Here is a 16,801-nt window from a genome sequence, read left to right as displayed (position 1 = left end):
GTTGTACAGGTGAGGCGGTTCATCCGCCGAAGGTGCCGGGGCGCGAGGCGCCGCATCACGGCTGGGGCCCGTTCCCGGCCGCGGGCGACGCAAGGCGCCGCGCGCCCGCACCGACGCCCGTCGCGGGGCCGGCCCCGCGACACGCCCGGGCGTCAACCGTTCGCGCGGCCCGCCGCCCTTGCCCGGCGGCGGCCGCCGCGCCGGCCGACCGGAACCGTCCGCGGCCCCGCTGTGCTGGGCCTCGCCCGCATCCGGGGCCCGACTCACCGTGCCCGCGCGGCGCGCTCGGCGCGCCCGGGCCGAAGGGGCGCATCCGGGCGAATTAGACGCCTGACTTGACGAAGTGTGACTTGATCCTGCAAACTAGTTCCTCAAGCGCCACTCCGTGGCGCGCGCAACGCCCCCGTGTCCCGGATCTCCTCCGGACGCTGCGGGAGCGGGCGGATACAGGCCGCGAGCAGCGGCTCTGAGGCAGGACAGCACTGACGGTCCCCACGCGGGACCGGCCCGGACCGGGAGGAACTTCGGCAGCCAGAGAGATGGTCGTCACCACTTACCCCGCCGCACGGTGGGGGAGTTGACAGTCTGCCGGAGTGTACGCTAGGGTAATAATTTGCGCTGCCTCCTTCACGCCTTCTTGACGCGGTGAGGGTCGCGGACGGTGGGGATTCCAGGCTATCGACCTACTTGCAACGCCATGCTCTTCGGCATGTCGTTCATTCGGTGCCCGTTTCCGGCTGTCCACGTCGATCCCGCATCGATGCGGTGACTGTGGCATGCGCCGGCCGTCGTAACACTCAGGTCCTCGGAAGGACGAATCTTGGCAGCTTCCCGCACTGGCAAGACCAGCTCCAGCAAGAGCAAGCACGCACCTCGCCGCATCTCGTTCGGCAGGATCGAAGAGAAACTCGAAGTCCCGAACCTTCTGGCGCTCCAGACCGATTCGTTCGACTGGCTCGTCGGCAACGAGACCTACCGCGCCCGCGCGGGTGAAGACGCAGTCAGCGGCCTCGACGAGATCCTCGAGGAGATCAGCCCGATCGAGGACTTCTCGGGCACCATGAGCCTGTCCTTCTCCAACCCTCGCTTCGACGAGGTCAAGGCCCCCATCGAGGAGTGCCGCGAGAAGGACCTCACGTACTGCGCCCCGCTGTTCGTCACGGCGGAGTTCATCAACCACACCACCGGCGAGATCAAGAGCCAGACGGTCTTCATGGGCGACTTCCCCATGATGACCCCGAAGGGCACCTTCATCGTCAACGGCACCGAGCGCGTGGTCGTCTCGCAGCTCGTCCGCTCGCCCGGCGTGTACTTCGACAAGCAGCCCGACAAGACGTCGGACCGCGACCTCACCAGCGCGAAGGTCATTCCCGGCCGCGGCGCCTGGCTCGAGTTCGACGTCGACAAGCGCGAGACCGTCGGCGTGCGCGTCGACCGCAAGCGCCGCCAGGCCGTGACCGTGCTGCTCAAGGCCATCGGCTGGGACAACGACCGCATCCGCGAGCGCTTCGGCTGGTCCGAGCTCATGATGGCGACCCTCGAGAAGGACACCATCAACTCGCAGGACGAGGCCCTGCTCGACATCTACCGCAAGCTCCGCCCGGGCGAGCCGCCGACGAAGGACAACGCGCAGTCGCTGCTGGAGAACCTGTTCTTCAACAAGAAGCGCTACGACCTCGCCAAGGTCGGCCGGTACAAGGTCAACAAGAAGTTCGGCCTGGACCACCCGATCTCGACCGGCGTCCTCACCGAGGACGACCTCGCGTCGACGATCGAGTTCATGCTGCGCCTCCACTCGGCCGAGCCGGGCTACGCGCCCGACGACATCGACCACTTCGGCAACCGCCGCCTGCGCACCGTCGGCGAGCTCATCCAGAACCAGATCCGGGTGGGCCTCTCCCGCATGGAGCGCGTCGTGCGCGAGCGGATGACGACCCAGGACGTCGAGGCGATCACGCCGCAGACCCTGATCAACATCCGCCCCGTCGTGGCCGCGATCAAGGAGTTCTTCGGGACCTCGCAGCTGTCGCAGTTCATGGACCAGGTCAACCCGATCACGGGCCTGACCCACCGCCGCCGCCTCTCGGCGCTCGGCCCGGGCGGTCTCTCCCGCGACCGCGCCGCCATGGACGTGCGCGACGTGCACCCGTCGCACTACGGCCGCATGTGCCCGATCGAGACGCCGGAAGGCCCGAACATCGGCCTCATCGGCGCCATGTCGACCTTCGCCCGCGTCAACCCGTTCGGCTTCATCGAGACGCCGTACCGGAAGGTCGTCGACAACAAGGTCAGCGACCAGATCGACTACCTCACCGCCGACGAGGAGGACCGCTTCACGATCGCGCAGGCGAACCAGCTCCTGAACGAGGACGGCTCCTTCATCGACGCGCAGATCCTCGCCCGCGGCCGCCACGGCGGCGAGGCGGAGCTGCTCACCGCCGACGAGATCGACTACATGGACGTCTCCCCGCGCCAGATGACCTCGGTCGCGACCGCGCTGGTGCCGTTCCTGGAGCACGACGACGCCAACCGCGCCCTCATGGGCGCGAACATGCAGCGCCAGGCCGTGCCGCTCATCAAGACCGACTCGCCGCTGGTGGGCACCGGCATGGAGTACCGCGCCGCGGTCGACGCCGGCGACGTGGTCGTCGCCGAGGCCGACGGCACCGTCGAGGACTCCAGCGCCGACTACATCACCATCTCGCAGGACAACGGCATGCGCCGCACCTACCTGCTGCACAAGTTCCGCCGCTCCAACGCGGGCTCGTGCATCAACCAGGTGCCCCTCGTGACCGAGGGCGAGCGCGTCGAGGCCGGCCAGCCGATCGCCGACGGCCCCTCGACCGACAAGGGCGAGATGGCTCTCGGCAAGAACCTGCTGGTCGCGTTCACGACCTGGGAGGGCCAGAACTTCGAGGACGCCATCGTGCTCTCCTCGCGCCTGGTCGAAGAGGACGTGCTCACCTCGATCCACATCGACGAGCATGAGGTCGACGCCCGCGACACCAAGCTGGGTCCGGAGGAGATCACCCGGGACATCCCGAACGTCGGCGAGGAGATGCTCTCCGACCTGGACGACCGGGGCATCATCCGCATCGGCGCCGAGGTCGAGGACGGCGACATCCTCGTCGGCAAGGTCACGCCCAAGGGCGAGACCGAGCTGACTCCGGAGGAGCGCCTGCTCCGCGCGATCTTCGGCGAGAAGGCCCGCGAGGTCCGCGACACGTCCCTGAAGGTCCCGCACGGCGAGGCCGGCACGGTCATCGGCGTCCGCACCTTCAGCCGCGAGGACGGCGACGAGCTGTCCCCGGGCGTGAACGAGCTGGTCCGCGTGTACATCGCGCAGAAGCGCAAGATCGGCGTCGGCGACAAGCTCGCCGGCCGCCACGGCAACAAGGGCGTCATCTCCAAGGTGGTGCCGCAGGAGGACATGCCGTTCCTGCCGGACGGCACCCCGATCGACATCCTGCTCAACCCGCTGGGCGTGCCCGGCCGAATGAACATCGGCCAGGTACTGGAAGTCCACCTGGGCTGGGCGGCGAAGACGGGCTGGAAGCTCGAAGGGTTCGACGAGGCCTGGCAGCAGGCCCTCAAGGCCATCGGCGCCGACGAGGCCCCGGCCGACTCGAAGGTGGGCACGCCGGTGTTCGACGGCGCCCACCCCGACGAGGTCCAGGGCGTCCTGGCGAGCACGCTCCCCAACCGCGACGGCCAGCGCATGGTGGCCCCGACGGGCAAGGCGCAGCTGTTCGACGGGCGCACCGGCGAGCCGTTCCCGGACCCGATCTCGGTCGGCTACATGTACATCCTGAAGCTGAACCACATGGTCGACGACAAGATCCACGCGCGTTCGACCGGTCCGTACTCGATGATCACCCAGCAGCCGCTCGGCGGCAAGGCCCAGTTCGGCGGCCAGCGCTTCGGTGAGATGGAGTGCTGGGCCATGCAGGCCTACGGCGCGGCCTACGCGCTGCAGGAGCTGCTGACGATCAAGTCCGACGACGTCGTGGGCCGTGTCAAGGTCTACGAGGCGATCGTCAAGGGCGAGAACGTCCCCGAACCGGGTATTCCCGAATCGTTCAAGGTGCTGCTCAAGGAGCTCCAGTCGCTCTGCCTCAACGTGGAGGTGCTGTCCGCCGACGGGCAGGCCATCCAGATGACCGAGAGCGACGACGAGGTCTTCCGCGCGGCCGAGGAGCTCGGGATCGACCTGTCCCACGAAGAGCCCTCGAGCGTGGACTTCGAGAGCGCCTGACGTCGAGCGAGGGCGGCCGCACGGAAGCCGCCGCCCTCACTTACGTCTCATCCCATCCTTACAGAAGCAGCACAAGGGGAAGAAGAGTTCAGTGCTCGACGTCAACTTCTTCGACAAGTTGAAGATCGGCCTCGCCACCGCGGAGGACATCCGGCAGTGGTCTCACGGCGAGGTGAAGAAGCCCGAGACCATCAACTACCGGACGCTCAAGCCCGAGAAGGACGGCCTCTTCTGCGAGAAGATCTTCGGTCCGACCCGGGACTGGGAGTGCTACTGCGGCAAGTACAAGCGCATCCGGTTCAAGGGCATCATCTGCGAGCGCTGCGGCGTCGAGGTGACCCGGTCGAAGGTCCGCCGCGAGCGCATGGGCCACATCGAGCTGGCCGCGCCCGTGACGCACATCTGGTACTTCAAGGGCGTCCCCTCGCGCCTGGGCTACCTGCTGGACCTGGCGCCGAAGGACCTCGAGAAGGTCATCTACTTCGCGGCTTACGTCATCACCGGCGTCGACGACGAGGCGCGCCAGCGCGACCTCCCGACGCTGGAGAACGAGATCGTCGCCGAGAAGCGCCACCTGGAGCAGCAGCGCGACGCCGCGATCGAGGAGCGCGCCTCGAAGCTCGAGGCCGACCTGGCCGAGCTGGAGGCCGAGGGCGCCCGCGCCGACGTCCGCCGCAAGGTCAAGGACGGCGGCGAGCGCGAGATGCGCCAGATCCGCGACAAGGCCCAGCGGGAGATCGACCGCCTCGACGAGGTCATGGACACGTTCCGCAAGCTGGACGTGCGCCAGCTCATCGGCGACGAGATGCTCTACCGCGAGCTCCAGCAGCGCTTCGGCGAGTACTACACGGGCGGCATGGGCGCCGAGTCCATCAAGAACCTGCTCGAGAACCTCGACCTGGACGCCGAGACCGTGAGCCTGCGCGAGACCATCGCGACGGGCAAGGGGCAGAAGAAGCTCCGCGCGCTCAAGCGCCTGAAGGTCGTGGCCGCGTTCCAGGCCACCGGCAACTCGCCGCTGGGCATGGTCCTCGACTGCGTGCCGGTGATCCCGCCGGAGCTGCGCCCGATGGTGCAGCTCGACGGCGGCCGGTTCGCGACCTCGGACCTGAACGACCTGTACCGCCGCGTCATCAACCGCAACAACCGGCTCAAGCGCCTGATGGACCTCGGGGCCCCCGAGATCATCGTGGCGAACGAGAAGCGCATGCTCCAGGAGTCGGTGGACGCGCTGTTCGACAACGGCCGCCGCGGGCGTCCGGTGACGGGTCCGGGCAACCGCCCGCTCAAGTCGCTGTCCGACATGCTCAAGGGCAAGCAGGGCCGGTTCCGCCAGAACCTGCTCGGCAAGCGCGTCGACTACTCGGGCCGCTCGGTCATCGTGGTCGGCCCGCGCCTGAAGCTGCACCAGTGCGGTCTGCCCAAGCAGATGGCGCTGGAGCTGTTCAAGCCGTTCGTGATGAAGCGCCTGGTGGACCTGAACCACGCGCAGAACATCAAGTCGGCCAAGCGCATGGTCGAGCGCGCGCGCCCGGTCGTGTGGGACGTGCTCGAAGAGGTCATCTCCGAGCACCCGGTCCTGCTCAACCGCGCGCCCACGCTGCACCGCCTCGGCATCCAGGCCTTCGAGCCCCAGCTGGTCGAGGGCAAGGCCATCCAGCTGCACCCGCTGGTGTGCACCGCCTTCAACGCCGACTTCGACGGCGACCAGATGGCCGTGCACGTCCCGCTGTCGGCCGAGGCCCAGGCCGAGGCCCGCATCCTGATGCTGGCGTCGAACAACATCCTGAAGCCCTCGGACGGCAAGCCGGTGGCCCTGCCCACGCAGGACCAGATCATCGGCCTGTACTACCTGACGCACCGCTCCGAAGGCCGCGTCGGCGAGGGCCGGGCGTTCTCGGACGTCGGCGAGGCGCAGATGGCGAAGGACCGCGGCGAACTGGACGTCCAGGCGCCCATCCGCATCCGCCTCGACGGCATCGAGTCGATCAACAACGGCAGCGCCGAGCCGTGGACGGCCCCCGAGGGCTGGACGCCGGGCGAGCCGCTGCTGGTCGAGACGACGCTGGGCCGGGTGTTCTTCAACGAGTGCCTGCCGCCGGACTTCGAGTACGTCAACTACGAGGTCCGCAAGGGCCAGCTGTCGAACATCATCCACGACCTGTCCGAGCACTACTCGAAGGTGCAGCTGGGCGCCTGCCTGGACGCGCTGAAGTCCGCGGGCTTCCGCTGGGCCGGCTGGTCCGGTGTGACCATCGGCATCGAGGACGTCGTGGAGCCGGCGCACAAGGCCGAGATCCTCGAGAAGTACGAGGCGGACTCCGCCAAGATCGACAAGCAGTACATTCGCGGTCTGATGACGGCGGAGGAGCGGCGCGGCGAGCTCACCGAGATCTGGACCAAGGCCACGGCCGAGGTGCTCGACGACCTCAACGAGACGCTCCAGCCGGAGAACCCGCTGTGGCAGATGATCAACTCGGGCGCGCGGGGCAACATGCTCCAGCTCCGCCAGATCGCCGGCATGCGCGGCCTGGTGGCGAACCCGAAGGGCGAGATCATCCCGCGCCCGATCAAGTCGTCGCTGCGCGAGGGCCTGACGGTGCTCGAGTACTTCATCTCGACCCACGGCTCCCGCAAGGGCCTCGCCGACACCGCGCTGCGGACCGCCGACTCGGGGTACCTGACCCGTCGTCTGGTGGACGTGTCGCAGGACGTCATCATCCGCGAGGACGACTGCGGGACCGACCGGGCGCTCGACTTCCAGGTCGGCATCGTGGTCGACGGCCAGTTCATCGTCTCCGACCAGGTCGAGACCGCGATCGACGCCCGCAACCTGGGCGACGACGTCGAGGTCGACGGCAAGGTGCTGCTGGAGCGGAACACGTCGCTGAACTCCGACCACATCGACCAGCTGGTCGCCGCGGGCGTCACCTCGGTGAAGGTCCGCTCGGTCCTGACCTGCGAGTCCCGCCAGGGCGTCTGCGCGGCCTGCTACGGCCGTTCGATGCCCACGGGCGAGAAGGTCGACCTCGGCGAGGCCGTCGGCATCATCGCGGCCCAGTCGATCGGTGAGCCGGGCACCCAGCTGACGATGCGCACCTTCCACACCGGCGGTGTGGCCGGTGACGACATCACGCAGGGTCTGCCGCGTGTGCAGGAGGTCTTCGAGGCCCGCATCCCGAAGGGCAAGGCGCCGATCGCTGAGGCGAGCGGCACCGTGCGCATCGAGGACGCGGAGAAGAGCCGGAAGATCATCATCACGCCGGACGACGGCTCCGAGGAGATCGTGGTCGACAAGGTGCCGCGCCGTCTGCGCCTGCGCGTGGGCGAGGGCGAGCACGTCGAGGTCGGCGAGAAGCTCGTCGAGGGCACGATCGACCCGCACGAGCTGCTGCGCGTGCTCGGTCCGCGGAAGGTCCAGCGCCACCTGGTGGAGCAGGTCCAGGACGTGTACCGGTCGCAGGGCGTGATGATCCACGACAAGCACATCGAGATCATCGTGCGCCAGATGCTCAAGCGGATCACGATCATCGACTCGGGCACCTCGGAGTTCCTGCCGGGCTCCTTGGTCGACCGCCTCGAGTTCGAGGAGCAGAACCGCAAGATCATCGCCGACGGCGGCGAGCCGGCCTCCGGCCGGCCGCAGCTGATGGGTATCACCAAGGCCTCCCTGGCGACGGAGTCGTGGCTGTCCGCGGCCTCGTTCCAGGAGACCACCCGGGTGCTCACCGAGGCCGCGATCTCCGGCAAGTCCGACTCGCTGGTCGGCCTGAAGGAGAACGTGATCCTCGGCAAGCTGATCCCGGCCGGTACCGGCATCGCCAAGTACCGCAACGTCTCCGTCGAGCCCACCGAGGAAGCCAAGGCCGCGGTCTACTCCCTCGGCGGCTACGAGGAGTCCACGGCCTCGGCCTTCGCCTACGGCGGCGGCCCGGCCGTGAGCCTCGAGGACTCGTACGACCTGGGGACGTTCTAGCAAGGACCTGCCGATTCCCGACGGCATGCAAGACCCGGTGGGGCCGGCGGCGCGAAAGCGCCGCCGGCCCCACCGGCGTTTCTCAAGCGGAACGATCGCGGTGGACATGTAGAACATGAGCATGGCGACGATCGAGATTCGCGATGTCCCGGAGGACGTGTACGACCTGCTTGTCGCAGGTGCTGCCGCCCGCGGGCAGACGTTGCAGGAATACCTGCTGTCCCTGCTCGAAGAAGCGGCCGACGGCGGCTACGGGGGAGTCGCCGTCACAGGTTGAGGTGGACGCGGAGCGCGTCGTCTATCTGGGCCATGTACTCCGCGCTGACCGAACCGATGCGATTGTAGAACCGTTCGAGATCGACCGACTTGACTTGCTCGGCCTGCGCTTTCGAGTCGTGATCGAGACCAGTCGACGCTGCGGGCACGACTACCTGGAACGGGTAGATCCGCTTGACGTTGGTGGTCATCGGTACGACTGCCAGGACACCGCGGCCGATCCGCTCCGCGCGACTGTTGGCGCCGTCGTTGGTGACGAGCACTGCGGGGCGAGCCTTGTCGACTTCAGATCCGCGGGCGGGCTCGAAGTCGACCAGGTAGATGTCACCTCTCCTCATCGGTCATCCCGTCACCCGTGACGGAGTCCCACAGCTCCGAGTCCTCGCTGGCATACCACTCGTCCCAGGCGGCCTCGTACTGGTTGCCGAGCTCCGCTTCACGCAGCAGTGCGATGCTGTGCTGCATCGCGGCGGAGCGGGAGGCGATCCCGTGGTCGCGCGCGAAGTTGTCGAGGAACCGGATGTCCTCGTCGGGAATGCTCAGGCTTACCTTCATACTTGTCATCATACCCGTAGTTCCTACCTTGAGGTACAACTCAAGAGGAGGACATCCGTGGGCGTGTCGAGGGTGAGTCACGTCATGTGGGCCTTCGCGGCCTAGGATGTCCGGGTGATGCAGGTGCAGCAGGGGGTCAGGCATCCGGACGATCCGGAGCCCGTCGAGTCCACGAAAGTGGTGGCGGCCAGGATGCTGGCGGGGGTCGGGGCGGCGCTGTCCGTCTTCGTCGGCGGGGCGGTCCCGGCGGTGATCGCGCTCATGCTCGCCCGCCAGGCCGAGGCCGACATCCGGGCCTCGGAGGGGTTCCTGCTCGGCGCCTCGCGGCTGCCCGGGATCAGGCGCACCGCCTGGACCGCGATCGGGGTCGCCGGCGCCGTCGTGGTTGCGGCGCTGCTGCTGTGGGTACTCGCGATGGCGCGGGCGTCGGGCCAGGCGCCCTACGGCGGCGACGTCGCCTGACATCCCGGGGAAGCCCTGGTGAACAAGCACTCCTACCGGCCTCCCCGCGCGGGGCGCGCGCGTCCCGCGAGATAAGATGGCTGCGGTGTGCTTACCGCACCGACTCGAACGGGACACCGCCCCTCGTCCCGGCCTCCGTGACACTGAACACGGATGCCGCTCAGGGCGAAATCGGCTTTGACCTTGTTCGTTAGGCTAGGTAGGCTTCTCCCTTGCGCCTGGACACCGCTTTGAGCGGCATGGTGGCCCTGTCAACTCCGGCAGCTCGGTCCCCGTGAGAGCCAGGCCAGGTTGCGTGCCTGCAAGGCAGCGGGATCTCGGTCCCGCAGGCCGGCGCCATCGGCACGCATCCCTCGCACTGGGGGCTTCGTGAACACGGTCTGATGGCCGGTCTCCGAGGAGATCGCTTCACGAACGCGTCTGAACTCGCAATGCGGCCGACTTCGGTCTGCCGGGCGGCGGGTATGGGTCCGGAGAGACGCGACACGCCCGAACGCGGGGGACGGGAACCCACGGCACCTGAGCTGGGCCTTCACGGCCCTGTTCGCAGCGTGGGGGACAGATGGCGTCAACACAGGAATACGCAACCGTCGACTGTTGAGAGGGGTCTGCCTAGTGCCGACTATCCAGCAGCTGGTCCGCAAAGGCCGCCAGGCCAAGACCAGCAAGAACAAGACGCCCGCGCTGAAGGGCTCGCCGCAGGCCCGCGGCGTGTGCACGCGCGTGTACACCACCACGCCCAAGAAGCCGAACTCGGCCATGCGCAAGGTCGCCCGCGTCCGTCTCATGAACGGCACCGAGGTCACCGCGTACATCCCCGGCGTGGGGCACAACCTCCAGGAGCACTCCATCGTGCTGGTCCGCGGCGGTCGTGTCCGCGACCTCCCCGGTGTGCGCTACAAGATCATCCGCGGCGCGCTCGACACCCAGGGCGTCCGCGACCGCAAGCAGGCCCGCAGCCGCTACGGCGCGAAGAAGGAGAAGTAGGCATGCCGCGTAAAGGTCCCGCGCCGCGCCGGCCGCTTACCGCCGACCCGGTCTACAACTCGGTGCTCGTCACCCAGCTGATCAACAAGGTCCTGAAGGACGGCAAGCGCCGCCTCGCCGAGCGGATCGTCTACGAGGCCCTCGAGAACTGCCGTAAGAAGGCGGACTCGGACCCCGTGGTGATCCTCAAGCGCGCCCTCGACAACGTCAAGCCGACGCTCGAGGTCCGCTCCCGCCGCGTCGGTGGTGCCACCTACCAGGTCCCGGTCGACGTGCGCCCGCAGCGCGCCACCACCCTCGGTCTCCGCTGGCTCGTGGGGTACTCCCGCGACCGCCGCGAGAAGAGCATGGTCGAGCGCCTGACGAACGAGATCCTCGACGCTTCCAACGGCCTCGGCGCCGCGGTGAAGAAGCGCGAGGACACGCACAAGATGGCCGATTCCAACAAGGCATTCGCGCACTACCGCTGGTAGTCGCAGAGAGACTGAGAGATCGTGGCTAACAAAGCTAACGCGGCGCTCGCCAAGCTCCGCAACATCGGCATCATGGCCCACATCGACGCCGGTAAGACCACCACCACTGAGCGCATCCTGTACTACACGGGCGTGTCGCACAAGATCGGTGAGGTCCACGACGGCGCCGCGACGATGGACTGGATGGAGCAGGAGCAGGAGCGTGGTATCACCATCACCTCCGCCGCTACCAAGTGCGAGTGGGACGACCACGTCATCCAGATCATCGACACGCCCGGCCACGTCGACTTCACCGTCGAGGTGGAGCGCTCGCTCCGCGTGCTCGACTCCGCCATCGCCGTCTACGACGGCGTCGCGGGCGTGGAGCCGCAGACCGAGAACGTGTGGCGCCAGGCGAACAAGTACAACGTCCCGCGGATGTGCTTCGTCAACAAGCTCGACCGCACCGGTGCGAACTTCTTCCGCTGCGTCGAGATGATGCAGGACCGCCTCAACTCCAACACCGCGGTGATCCAGCTCCCGATCGGGAACGAGGCCGACTTCATCGGCGTCGTCGACCTGGTCGAGATGCACGCCAAGGTGTGGCGCGGCGAGACCGGTCTCGGCGAGGAGTACACCGTCGAGGAGATCCCCGCGGACCTGGCCGACCAGGCCGCGGAGTACCGCGAGAAGCTCATGGAGACCCTCTCGGACGTCGACGACGAGTTCGCCGAGCGGTTCCTCGAGGGCGAGGAGATCTCGGCCGTCGACGTGAAGGCCGCGATCCGCAAGGCCACGATCGCCAACCAGATCAACCCGGTGCTCTGCGGCACCGCGTTCAAGAACAAGGGCGTCCAGCCCCTGCTCGACGCGGTCGTCGACTACCTGCCGAGCCCGCTCGACATCCCGGCGATCCAGGGGACCCTCACCGACAACGAGACCCCCGCCGAGCGTCACGCGGACGTCGAGGAGCCCTTCGCCGGCCTGGCCTTCAAGATCCAGACCGACAAGCACCTCGGCCGCCTGACCTACGTCCGGATCTACTCCGGCTCGGTCACCACCGGCACCCAGGTCATCAACTCGACCAAGGGCCGCAAGGAGCGCGTCGGCAAGATCTACCAGATGCACGCGAACAAGCGCGAAGAGCGCTCGGACGCGCAGGCCGGCGACATCATCGCGGTGCAGGGCCTCAAGGCCACCACCACCGGTGACACGCTGTCGGACTCGAACGACCAGGTCATCCTGGAGTCGATGGTCTTCCCCGAGCCGGTGATCGACGTGGCCATCGAGCCCAAGTCGAAGGCCGACCAGGACAAGCTGGCCACCGCCATCCAGCGCCTCGCCGAAGAGGACCCGACCTTCCGGGTCAAGACCGACGAGGACTCCGGTCAGACGATCATCTCCGGCATGGGCGAGCTGCACCTCGACATCCTGGTCGACCGCATGAAGCGGGAGTTCAACGTCGAGGCCAACATCGGCAAGCCGCAGGTGGCCTACCGCGAGACCATCACGCAGCGCATCGAGAAGGTCGAGTACCTGCACAAGAAGCAGACCGGCGGTTCCGGTCAGTTCGCGCGGGTGCTCATCAACCTCGAGCCGCTCGAGATGAAGTCGAACGAGGACCAGGTCTTCGCCTTCGACGACAAGATCACCGGCGGGCGCATCCCGCGCGAGTACATCCCGTCGGTCAAGGCCGGCGCGGAGTCCGCGATGCCGGACGGCGTCCTGGCGGGCTTCCCGCTCGTGGGCGTGAAGATGGAACTGATCGACGGTCAGTACCACGAGGTCGACTCCTCGGAGATGGCCTTCAAGATCGCGGGTCGGATGGCGCTGAAGGAGGCCGCGAAGCGGGCTCGTCCGGTGCTGCTCGAGCCGATGATGGCCGTCGAGGTCATCTGCCCTGAGGACAACATGGGCGATGTCATCGGCGACATCAACTCCCGTCGCGGCATGGTCCAGGAGATGGGCGAGCGGGGCAACGACCGCACGGTCAAGGCCATCGTGCCGCTGTCGGAGATGTTCGGATACGTCGGCGACCTGCGGTCGAAGACGGCCGGGCGCGCGAACTACTCGATGCAGTTCGACACCTACGCCGAAGTCCCGACGAACGTCGCCAAGGAGATCATCGCCAAGGCGACAGGCGAGTAAGCGGCTCCCCGCCCGAGCCTGGGCGGGACCGCTGACCACCTGTTGCCAGCAGAGGTGCTGAGTTCCAACGCGACGCAATAGGTCAGATAAGTCAAACCAGATTTACCCAGTCCACAGGAGGACGAAGTGGCTAAGGAAAAGTTCGAGCGGACCAAGCCGCACGTGAACATCGGCACGCTCGGTCACGTCGACCACGGCAAGACCACGCTCACGGCCGCGATCACCAAGGTCCTGCACGACAAGTTCCCGGACCTCAACCCGTACACGCCGTTCGACGAGATCGACAACGCTCCCGAGGAGCGCCAGCGCGGTATCACGATCTCGATCTCGCACGTCGAGTACCAGACCGAGGCGCGTCACTACGCGCACGTCGACTGCCCCGGTCACGCCGACTACATCAAGAACATGATCACCGGCGCGGCCCAGATGGACGGCGCGATCCTGGTCGTGTCCGCGGCCGACGGCCCCATGCCGCAGACCCGCGAGCACGTCCTGCTCGCCCGCCAGGTCGGCGTTCCTTACGTCGTCGTGGCGCTCAACAAGGCCGACATGGTCGACGACGAGGAGATCCTCGAGCTCGTCGAGATGGAGGTCCGCGAGCTGCTGTCCGACCAGAACTTCCCGGGCGACGACGCGCCGGTGGTTCAGGTCTCGGCCCTGGGCGCCCTCGAGGGCGAGCAGAAGTGGGTCGACGCGGTGGCCGAGCTCATGCAGGCCGTCGACGACTCCATCCCGGAGCCGGAGCGCGCCACCGAGCTGCCGTTCCTCATGCCGATCGAGGACGTCTTCACCATCACCGGTCGCGGCACCGTCATCACCGGTCGTGTCGAGCGCGGCGTGCTCCTCCCCAACGAGGAGGTCGAGATCGTCGGCATCCGCGAGGGCGCGATCAAGACCAAGGTCACCGCCATCGAGATGTTCCGCAAGACCCTCGACGACGCGCGCGCCGGTGAGAACGTGGGCCTCCTGCTCCGCGGCACCAAGCGCGAAGAGGTCGAGCGCGGCATGGTCGCCGTCAAGCCTGGCACGACCACCCCGCACACCGACTTCGAGGCCGCGGTGTACATCCTGTCGAAGGACGAGGGCGGACGCCACACCCCGTTCTTCAACAACTACCGCCCGCAGTTCTACTTCCGCACCACCGACGTGACCGGCGTCGTGACCCTCCCCGAGGGCACCGAGATGGTCATGCCGGGTGACAACACCGACATGAAGGTGGAGCTCATCCAGCCCATCGCCATGGACGAGGGCCTGCTCTTCGCGATCCGCGAGGGTGGCCGCACGGTCGGTTCCGGCCGCGTCACCAAGGTCGTCAAGTAAGACCGCACGCCGGGGCGGCCCCCTCTGCAAATTTATGGCTTGCAAGCTACGCCAAGAGGTGCCGCCCCGGTTCATTCGCGTCCGGGAACCGCCGCTCGGCGGCGTCCCGGACGCGGTGAGAACCCGCATCCGCGTAACCTGTCCCACTGTTCCCCGACCCCAGCTTGCTGGGCATCCGGGAGACCAGGCATAATATTCAGGTTGCGTTCGCACCAGCGCGCTTTCGACGTGCGCGGTGCTCACGCCCGGCCCGCGGGCCCTAGTAGGCGCTGTTGCTGTGCTGAGAGGGACCGTTCACGACGGGCAGGCGGGCGAGCCAGAAAGACCAGCAGAGGGCACTCGCGTGCCCGAGCCAGTCTCAAACTCGCGACACGCCCGACCGCGTGGAGCGGTCTGAACAGCCAATTTACGTTAGGTTAGGACACATGGCGGGACAGAAGATCCGCATCAGGCTGAAGGCCTACGACCACGAGGTCGTGGACTCCTCGGCCCGCAAGATCGTGGAGACGGTCACCCGTACCGGTGCTGCCATCTCCGGGCCGGTGCCGCTGCCGACCGAGATCAACCGTTTCTGCGTCATCCGGTCGCCGCACAAGTACAAGGACTCGCGCGAGCACTTCGAGATGCGCACGCACAAGCGCCTCATCGACATTCTCGACCCGACCCCGAAGACGGTCGACTCGTTGATGCGCCTTGACCTCCCGGCCGGCGTCGACATCGAGATCAAGCTGTAGGGGACCAATGGACAGGCAGATCAAGGGAATCCTGGGCACCAAGCTCGGCATGACCCAGGTTTGGGACGAGAACGGCCGCGCCGTTCCCGTCACTGTGGTGCAGGCCGGCCCGAACGTGGTCACCCAGGTCCGCAAGCCCGACGTCGACGGCTACTCGGCCGTCCAGCTGGGCTTCGGCGACATCAAACTCAAGAACGTCACCAAGCCGCTCCAGGGCCACTTCGAGAAGGCCGGCGTCGCTCCGCGTCGCCACCTCGTCGAACTGCGCACCTCGGACGCCGGCGACTACGAGCTGGGCCAGACCATCGAGGCCACGGCCTTCGAGGCCGGCCAGATCGTGGACGTCACCGGCACCACCAAGGGCAAGGGCTTCGCGGGTGTCATGAAGCGCCACGGCTTCGGCGGTCTCCCCGCCAGCCACGGCGCGCACAAGGTGCACCGCGCCCCCGGTTCCATCGGCGGCTGCGCGACCCCCGGTCGCGTCTTCAAGGGCATGCGCATGGCCGGCCGCCACGGCGGCTCGCGCCACACCACGCAGAACCTGCGCGTCCAGGCGGTCGACGCCGAGCGCGGGCTCCTGCTCATCGTGGGCGCCATCCCCGGACCCAAGAACGGCCTGGTGCTCGTCCGCTCCGCAGTGAAGCAGGTGGCATAACCATGAGCCTCGAAATCACCGTCAAGAACGCCTCTGGTGAGGCGACCGGGAAGACCATCGCGCTCCCGGCGTCGATCTTCGACGTCGAGCCGAACATCCCGCTCATGCACCAGGTCGTCACGGCGCAGCTGGCCGCCGCCCGCTCGGGCACGGCCAAGACCAAGACCCGCGGCGAAGTCCGCGGCGGCGGCAAGAAGCCGTACCGCCAGAAGGGCACCGGCCGCGCCCGCCAGGGTTCGATCCGCGCGCCGCAGTTCAACGGCGGCGGCGTCGTCCACGGCCCGCAGCCGCGGTCGTACGCCGAGCGCACGCCCAAGAAGATGAAGGCGGCCGCGCTTGCGGGCGCCCTCACCGACCGGGTGCGCGGCGAGAACGTGCACGTCATCGACTCGTTCATCGCGGACGAGGCCCCGAAGACCAAGGCCGCCAAGGCCGCCCTCGAGGCGATCACCGGCGCGAAGAAGGTCCTCGTGGTCCTGTCCCGCGACGAGGAGACCGCGGCCCAGAGCCTGCGCAACCTCCCCGAGGTGCACCTCCTCGACTGGGGTCAGGTCAACACCTACGACGTGCTCAACAACGAGGACATCGTGTTCAGCGAGTCCGCCATCGAGGCGTTCATCGCCGACCGGACCGACGAGGAGGTCGCGGCGTGAGCAGCGAAGTGACCGTCGCCGACCCGCGCGACATCATCATCAAGCCGGTCATCTCGGAGAAGACCTACACCCTCCTCGGCGAGGGCAAGTACACCTTCGAGGTCGACCCGCGCGCCAACAAGAGCCACATCAAGATCGCCATCAAGCAGATCTTCGAGGTGGACGTCAAGAGCGTCAACACCCTGAACCGCTCGGGCAAGCGCAAGCGCACCCGCACCGGTTGGGGCCAGCGCAAGAGCGTCAAGCACGCGATCGTCACCGTCGAGGGCGACCCCGGTCGTCTCGGTGAGATCTTCGGCGGACAGATCGCCTAAGAGACGCAGGGAGT

At 67.5% G+C, this 16,801-nt stretch carries 14 protein-coding genes; 12 read left to right on the top strand and 2 right to left on the bottom strand.

Going from position 1 to position 16,801, the window contains the following annotated elements:
* The first annotated feature begins 820 nt into the window (after window positions 1-820).
* The 3 genes from rpoB to ABD419_RS13140 all read left to right on the top strand — a co-directional run bounded on the left by rpoB (window position 821) and on the right by ABD419_RS13140 (window position 8,508).
* Entirely contained in the window at window positions 821-4,255 is a 3,435-nt protein-coding gene (rpoB, locus tag ABD419_RS13150; RefSeq protein WP_344487074.1) for a DNA-directed RNA polymerase subunit beta, read from the top strand.
* A gap of 91 nt (window positions 4,256-4,346) precedes the next feature.
* Window positions 4,347-8,231: a DNA-directed RNA polymerase subunit beta' gene (locus ABD419_RS13145; RefSeq protein WP_344487072.1), complete on the top strand. Its 3,885-nt coding sequence runs from the start codon at window positions 4,347-4,349 to the stop codon at window positions 8,229-8,231.
* Between the two features lie 121 nt (window positions 8,232-8,352).
* The gene (locus ABD419_RS13140; protein WP_344487070.1) at window positions 8,353-8,508 is read left to right on the top strand and encodes a FitA-like ribbon-helix-helix domain-containing protein; all 156 of its coding nucleotides are present in this window, start codon (window positions 8,353-8,355) and stop codon (window positions 8,506-8,508) included.
* On the opposite strand, the gene ABD419_RS13135 is transcribed toward ABD419_RS13140, so the two are convergent.
* Both ABD419_RS13135 and ABD419_RS13130 read right to left on the bottom strand, forming a co-directional pair.
* A complete protein-coding gene (locus ABD419_RS13135; RefSeq protein WP_344487068.1) occupies window positions 8,498-8,845 on the bottom strand; it encodes a type II toxin-antitoxin system PemK/MazF family toxin in 348 nt (115 codons plus the stop codon). The genes ABD419_RS13140 and ABD419_RS13135 overlap by 11 nt on opposite strands.
* Window positions 8,832-9,062 carry a ribbon-helix-helix domain-containing protein gene (locus ABD419_RS13130; protein WP_344487066.1) on the bottom strand — a complete coding sequence of 77 codons (231 nt, stop codon included), beginning with the start codon at window positions 9,060-9,062 and terminating at the stop codon, window positions 8,832-8,834. The genes ABD419_RS13135 and ABD419_RS13130 overlap by 14 nt, the downstream gene beginning before the upstream one ends.
* A gap of 117 nt (window positions 9,063-9,179) precedes the next feature.
* On the opposite strand from ABD419_RS13130, the gene ABD419_RS13125 reads away from it, so the two are divergent.
* The 9 genes from ABD419_RS13125 (at window position 9,180) to rplW (ending at window position 16,787) form a co-directional block, all read left to right on the top strand.
* The gene (locus ABD419_RS13125; RefSeq protein WP_344487064.1) at window positions 9,180-9,524 is read left to right on the top strand and encodes a hypothetical protein; all 345 of its coding nucleotides are present in this window, start codon (window positions 9,180-9,182) and stop codon (window positions 9,522-9,524) included.
* A 615-nt stretch (window positions 9,525-10,139) separates the two neighbouring features.
* The gene (rpsL, locus tag ABD419_RS13120; protein WP_091053661.1) at window positions 10,140-10,511 is read left to right on the top strand and encodes a 30S ribosomal protein S12; all 372 of its coding nucleotides are present in this window, start codon (window positions 10,140-10,142) and stop codon (window positions 10,509-10,511) included.
* Window positions 10,512-10,513: 2 nt separating this feature from the next.
* The gene (rpsG, locus tag ABD419_RS13115; protein ID WP_030155149.1) at window positions 10,514-10,984 is read left to right on the top strand and encodes a 30S ribosomal protein S7; all 471 of its coding nucleotides are present in this window, start codon (window positions 10,514-10,516) and stop codon (window positions 10,982-10,984) included.
* Between the two features lie 72 nt (window positions 10,985-11,056).
* A complete protein-coding gene (fusA, locus tag ABD419_RS13110; protein ID WP_425556048.1) occupies window positions 11,057-13,111 on the top strand; it encodes an elongation factor G in 2,055 nt (684 codons plus the stop codon).
* 126 nt (window positions 13,112-13,237) lie between these two features.
* On the top strand, window positions 13,238-14,431 hold the full coding sequence (gene tuf, locus ABD419_RS13105) for an elongation factor Tu (protein WP_344487063.1): 1,194 nt from the start codon (window positions 13,238-13,240) through the stop codon (window positions 14,429-14,431).
* Window positions 14,432-14,856: 425 nt separating this feature from the next.
* On the top strand, window positions 14,857-15,165 hold the full coding sequence (rpsJ, locus tag ABD419_RS13100; protein WP_026922761.1) for a 30S ribosomal protein S10: 309 nt from the start codon (window positions 14,857-14,859) through the stop codon (window positions 15,163-15,165).
* A gap of 7 nt (window positions 15,166-15,172) precedes the next feature.
* Window positions 15,173-15,820 carry a 50S ribosomal protein L3 gene (gene rplC / locus ABD419_RS13095; RefSeq protein ID WP_344487061.1) on the top strand — a complete coding sequence of 216 codons (648 nt, stop codon included), beginning with the start codon at window positions 15,173-15,175 and terminating at the stop codon, window positions 15,818-15,820.
* 2 nt (window positions 15,821-15,822) lie between these two features.
* Window positions 15,823-16,473: a 50S ribosomal protein L4 gene (gene rplD, locus ABD419_RS13090; protein WP_344487059.1), complete on the top strand. Its 651-nt coding sequence runs from the start codon at window positions 15,823-15,825 to the stop codon at window positions 16,471-16,473.
* Window positions 16,470-16,787 carry a 50S ribosomal protein L23 gene (gene rplW / locus ABD419_RS13085; protein WP_344487057.1) on the top strand — a complete coding sequence of 106 codons (318 nt, stop codon included), beginning with the start codon at window positions 16,470-16,472 and terminating at the stop codon, window positions 16,785-16,787. The genes rplD and rplW overlap by 4 nt, the downstream gene beginning before the upstream one ends.
* Window positions 16,788-16,801: the final 14 nt, after the last annotated feature.

It is taken from the genome of Glycomyces endophyticus (assembly GCF_039531525.1).
In the GTDB taxonomy this organism is placed as follows: domain Bacteria; phylum Actinomycetota; class Actinomycetes; order Mycobacteriales; family Micromonosporaceae; genus Glycomyces; species Glycomyces endophyticus.
The sequence above is the reverse complement of the archived record's forward strand: the minus strand, read 5'-3'. Positions and strand labels throughout refer to the sequence as shown.

What these genes read in the sequence shown, in the direction of transcription:
- ABD419_RS13140 (WP_344487070.1), top strand. Translation starts at nt 8,353, where the DNA reads ATGGCGACGATCGAGATTCGCGATGTCCCGGAGGACGTGTACGACCTG.
- ABD419_RS13135 (WP_344487068.1), bottom strand. Translation starts at nt 8,845, where the DNA reads ATGAGGAGAGGTGACATCTACCTGGTCGACTTCGAGCCCGCCCGCGGA.
- ABD419_RS13130 (WP_344487066.1), bottom strand. Translation starts at nt 9,062, where the DNA reads ATGAAGGTAAGCCTGAGCATTCCCGACGAGGACATCCGGTTCCTCGAC.
- ABD419_RS13125 (WP_344487064.1), top strand. Translation starts at nt 9,180, where the DNA reads ATGCAGGTGCAGCAGGGGGTCAGGCATCCGGACGATCCGGAGCCCGTC.
- rpsG (WP_030155149.1), top strand. Translation starts at nt 10,514, where the DNA reads ATGCCGCGTAAAGGTCCCGCGCCGCGCCGGCCGCTTACCGCCGACCCG.
- fusA (WP_425556048.1), top strand. Translation starts at nt 11,057, where the DNA reads ATGGCCCACATCGACGCCGGTAAGACCACCACCACTGAGCGCATCCTG.
- rpsJ (WP_026922761.1), top strand. Translation starts at nt 14,857, where the DNA reads ATGGCGGGACAGAAGATCCGCATCAGGCTGAAGGCCTACGACCACGAG.
- rplC (WP_344487061.1), top strand. Translation starts at nt 15,173, where the DNA reads ATGGACAGGCAGATCAAGGGAATCCTGGGCACCAAGCTCGGCATGACC.
- rplD (WP_344487059.1), top strand. Translation starts at nt 15,823, where the DNA reads ATGAGCCTCGAAATCACCGTCAAGAACGCCTCTGGTGAGGCGACCGGG.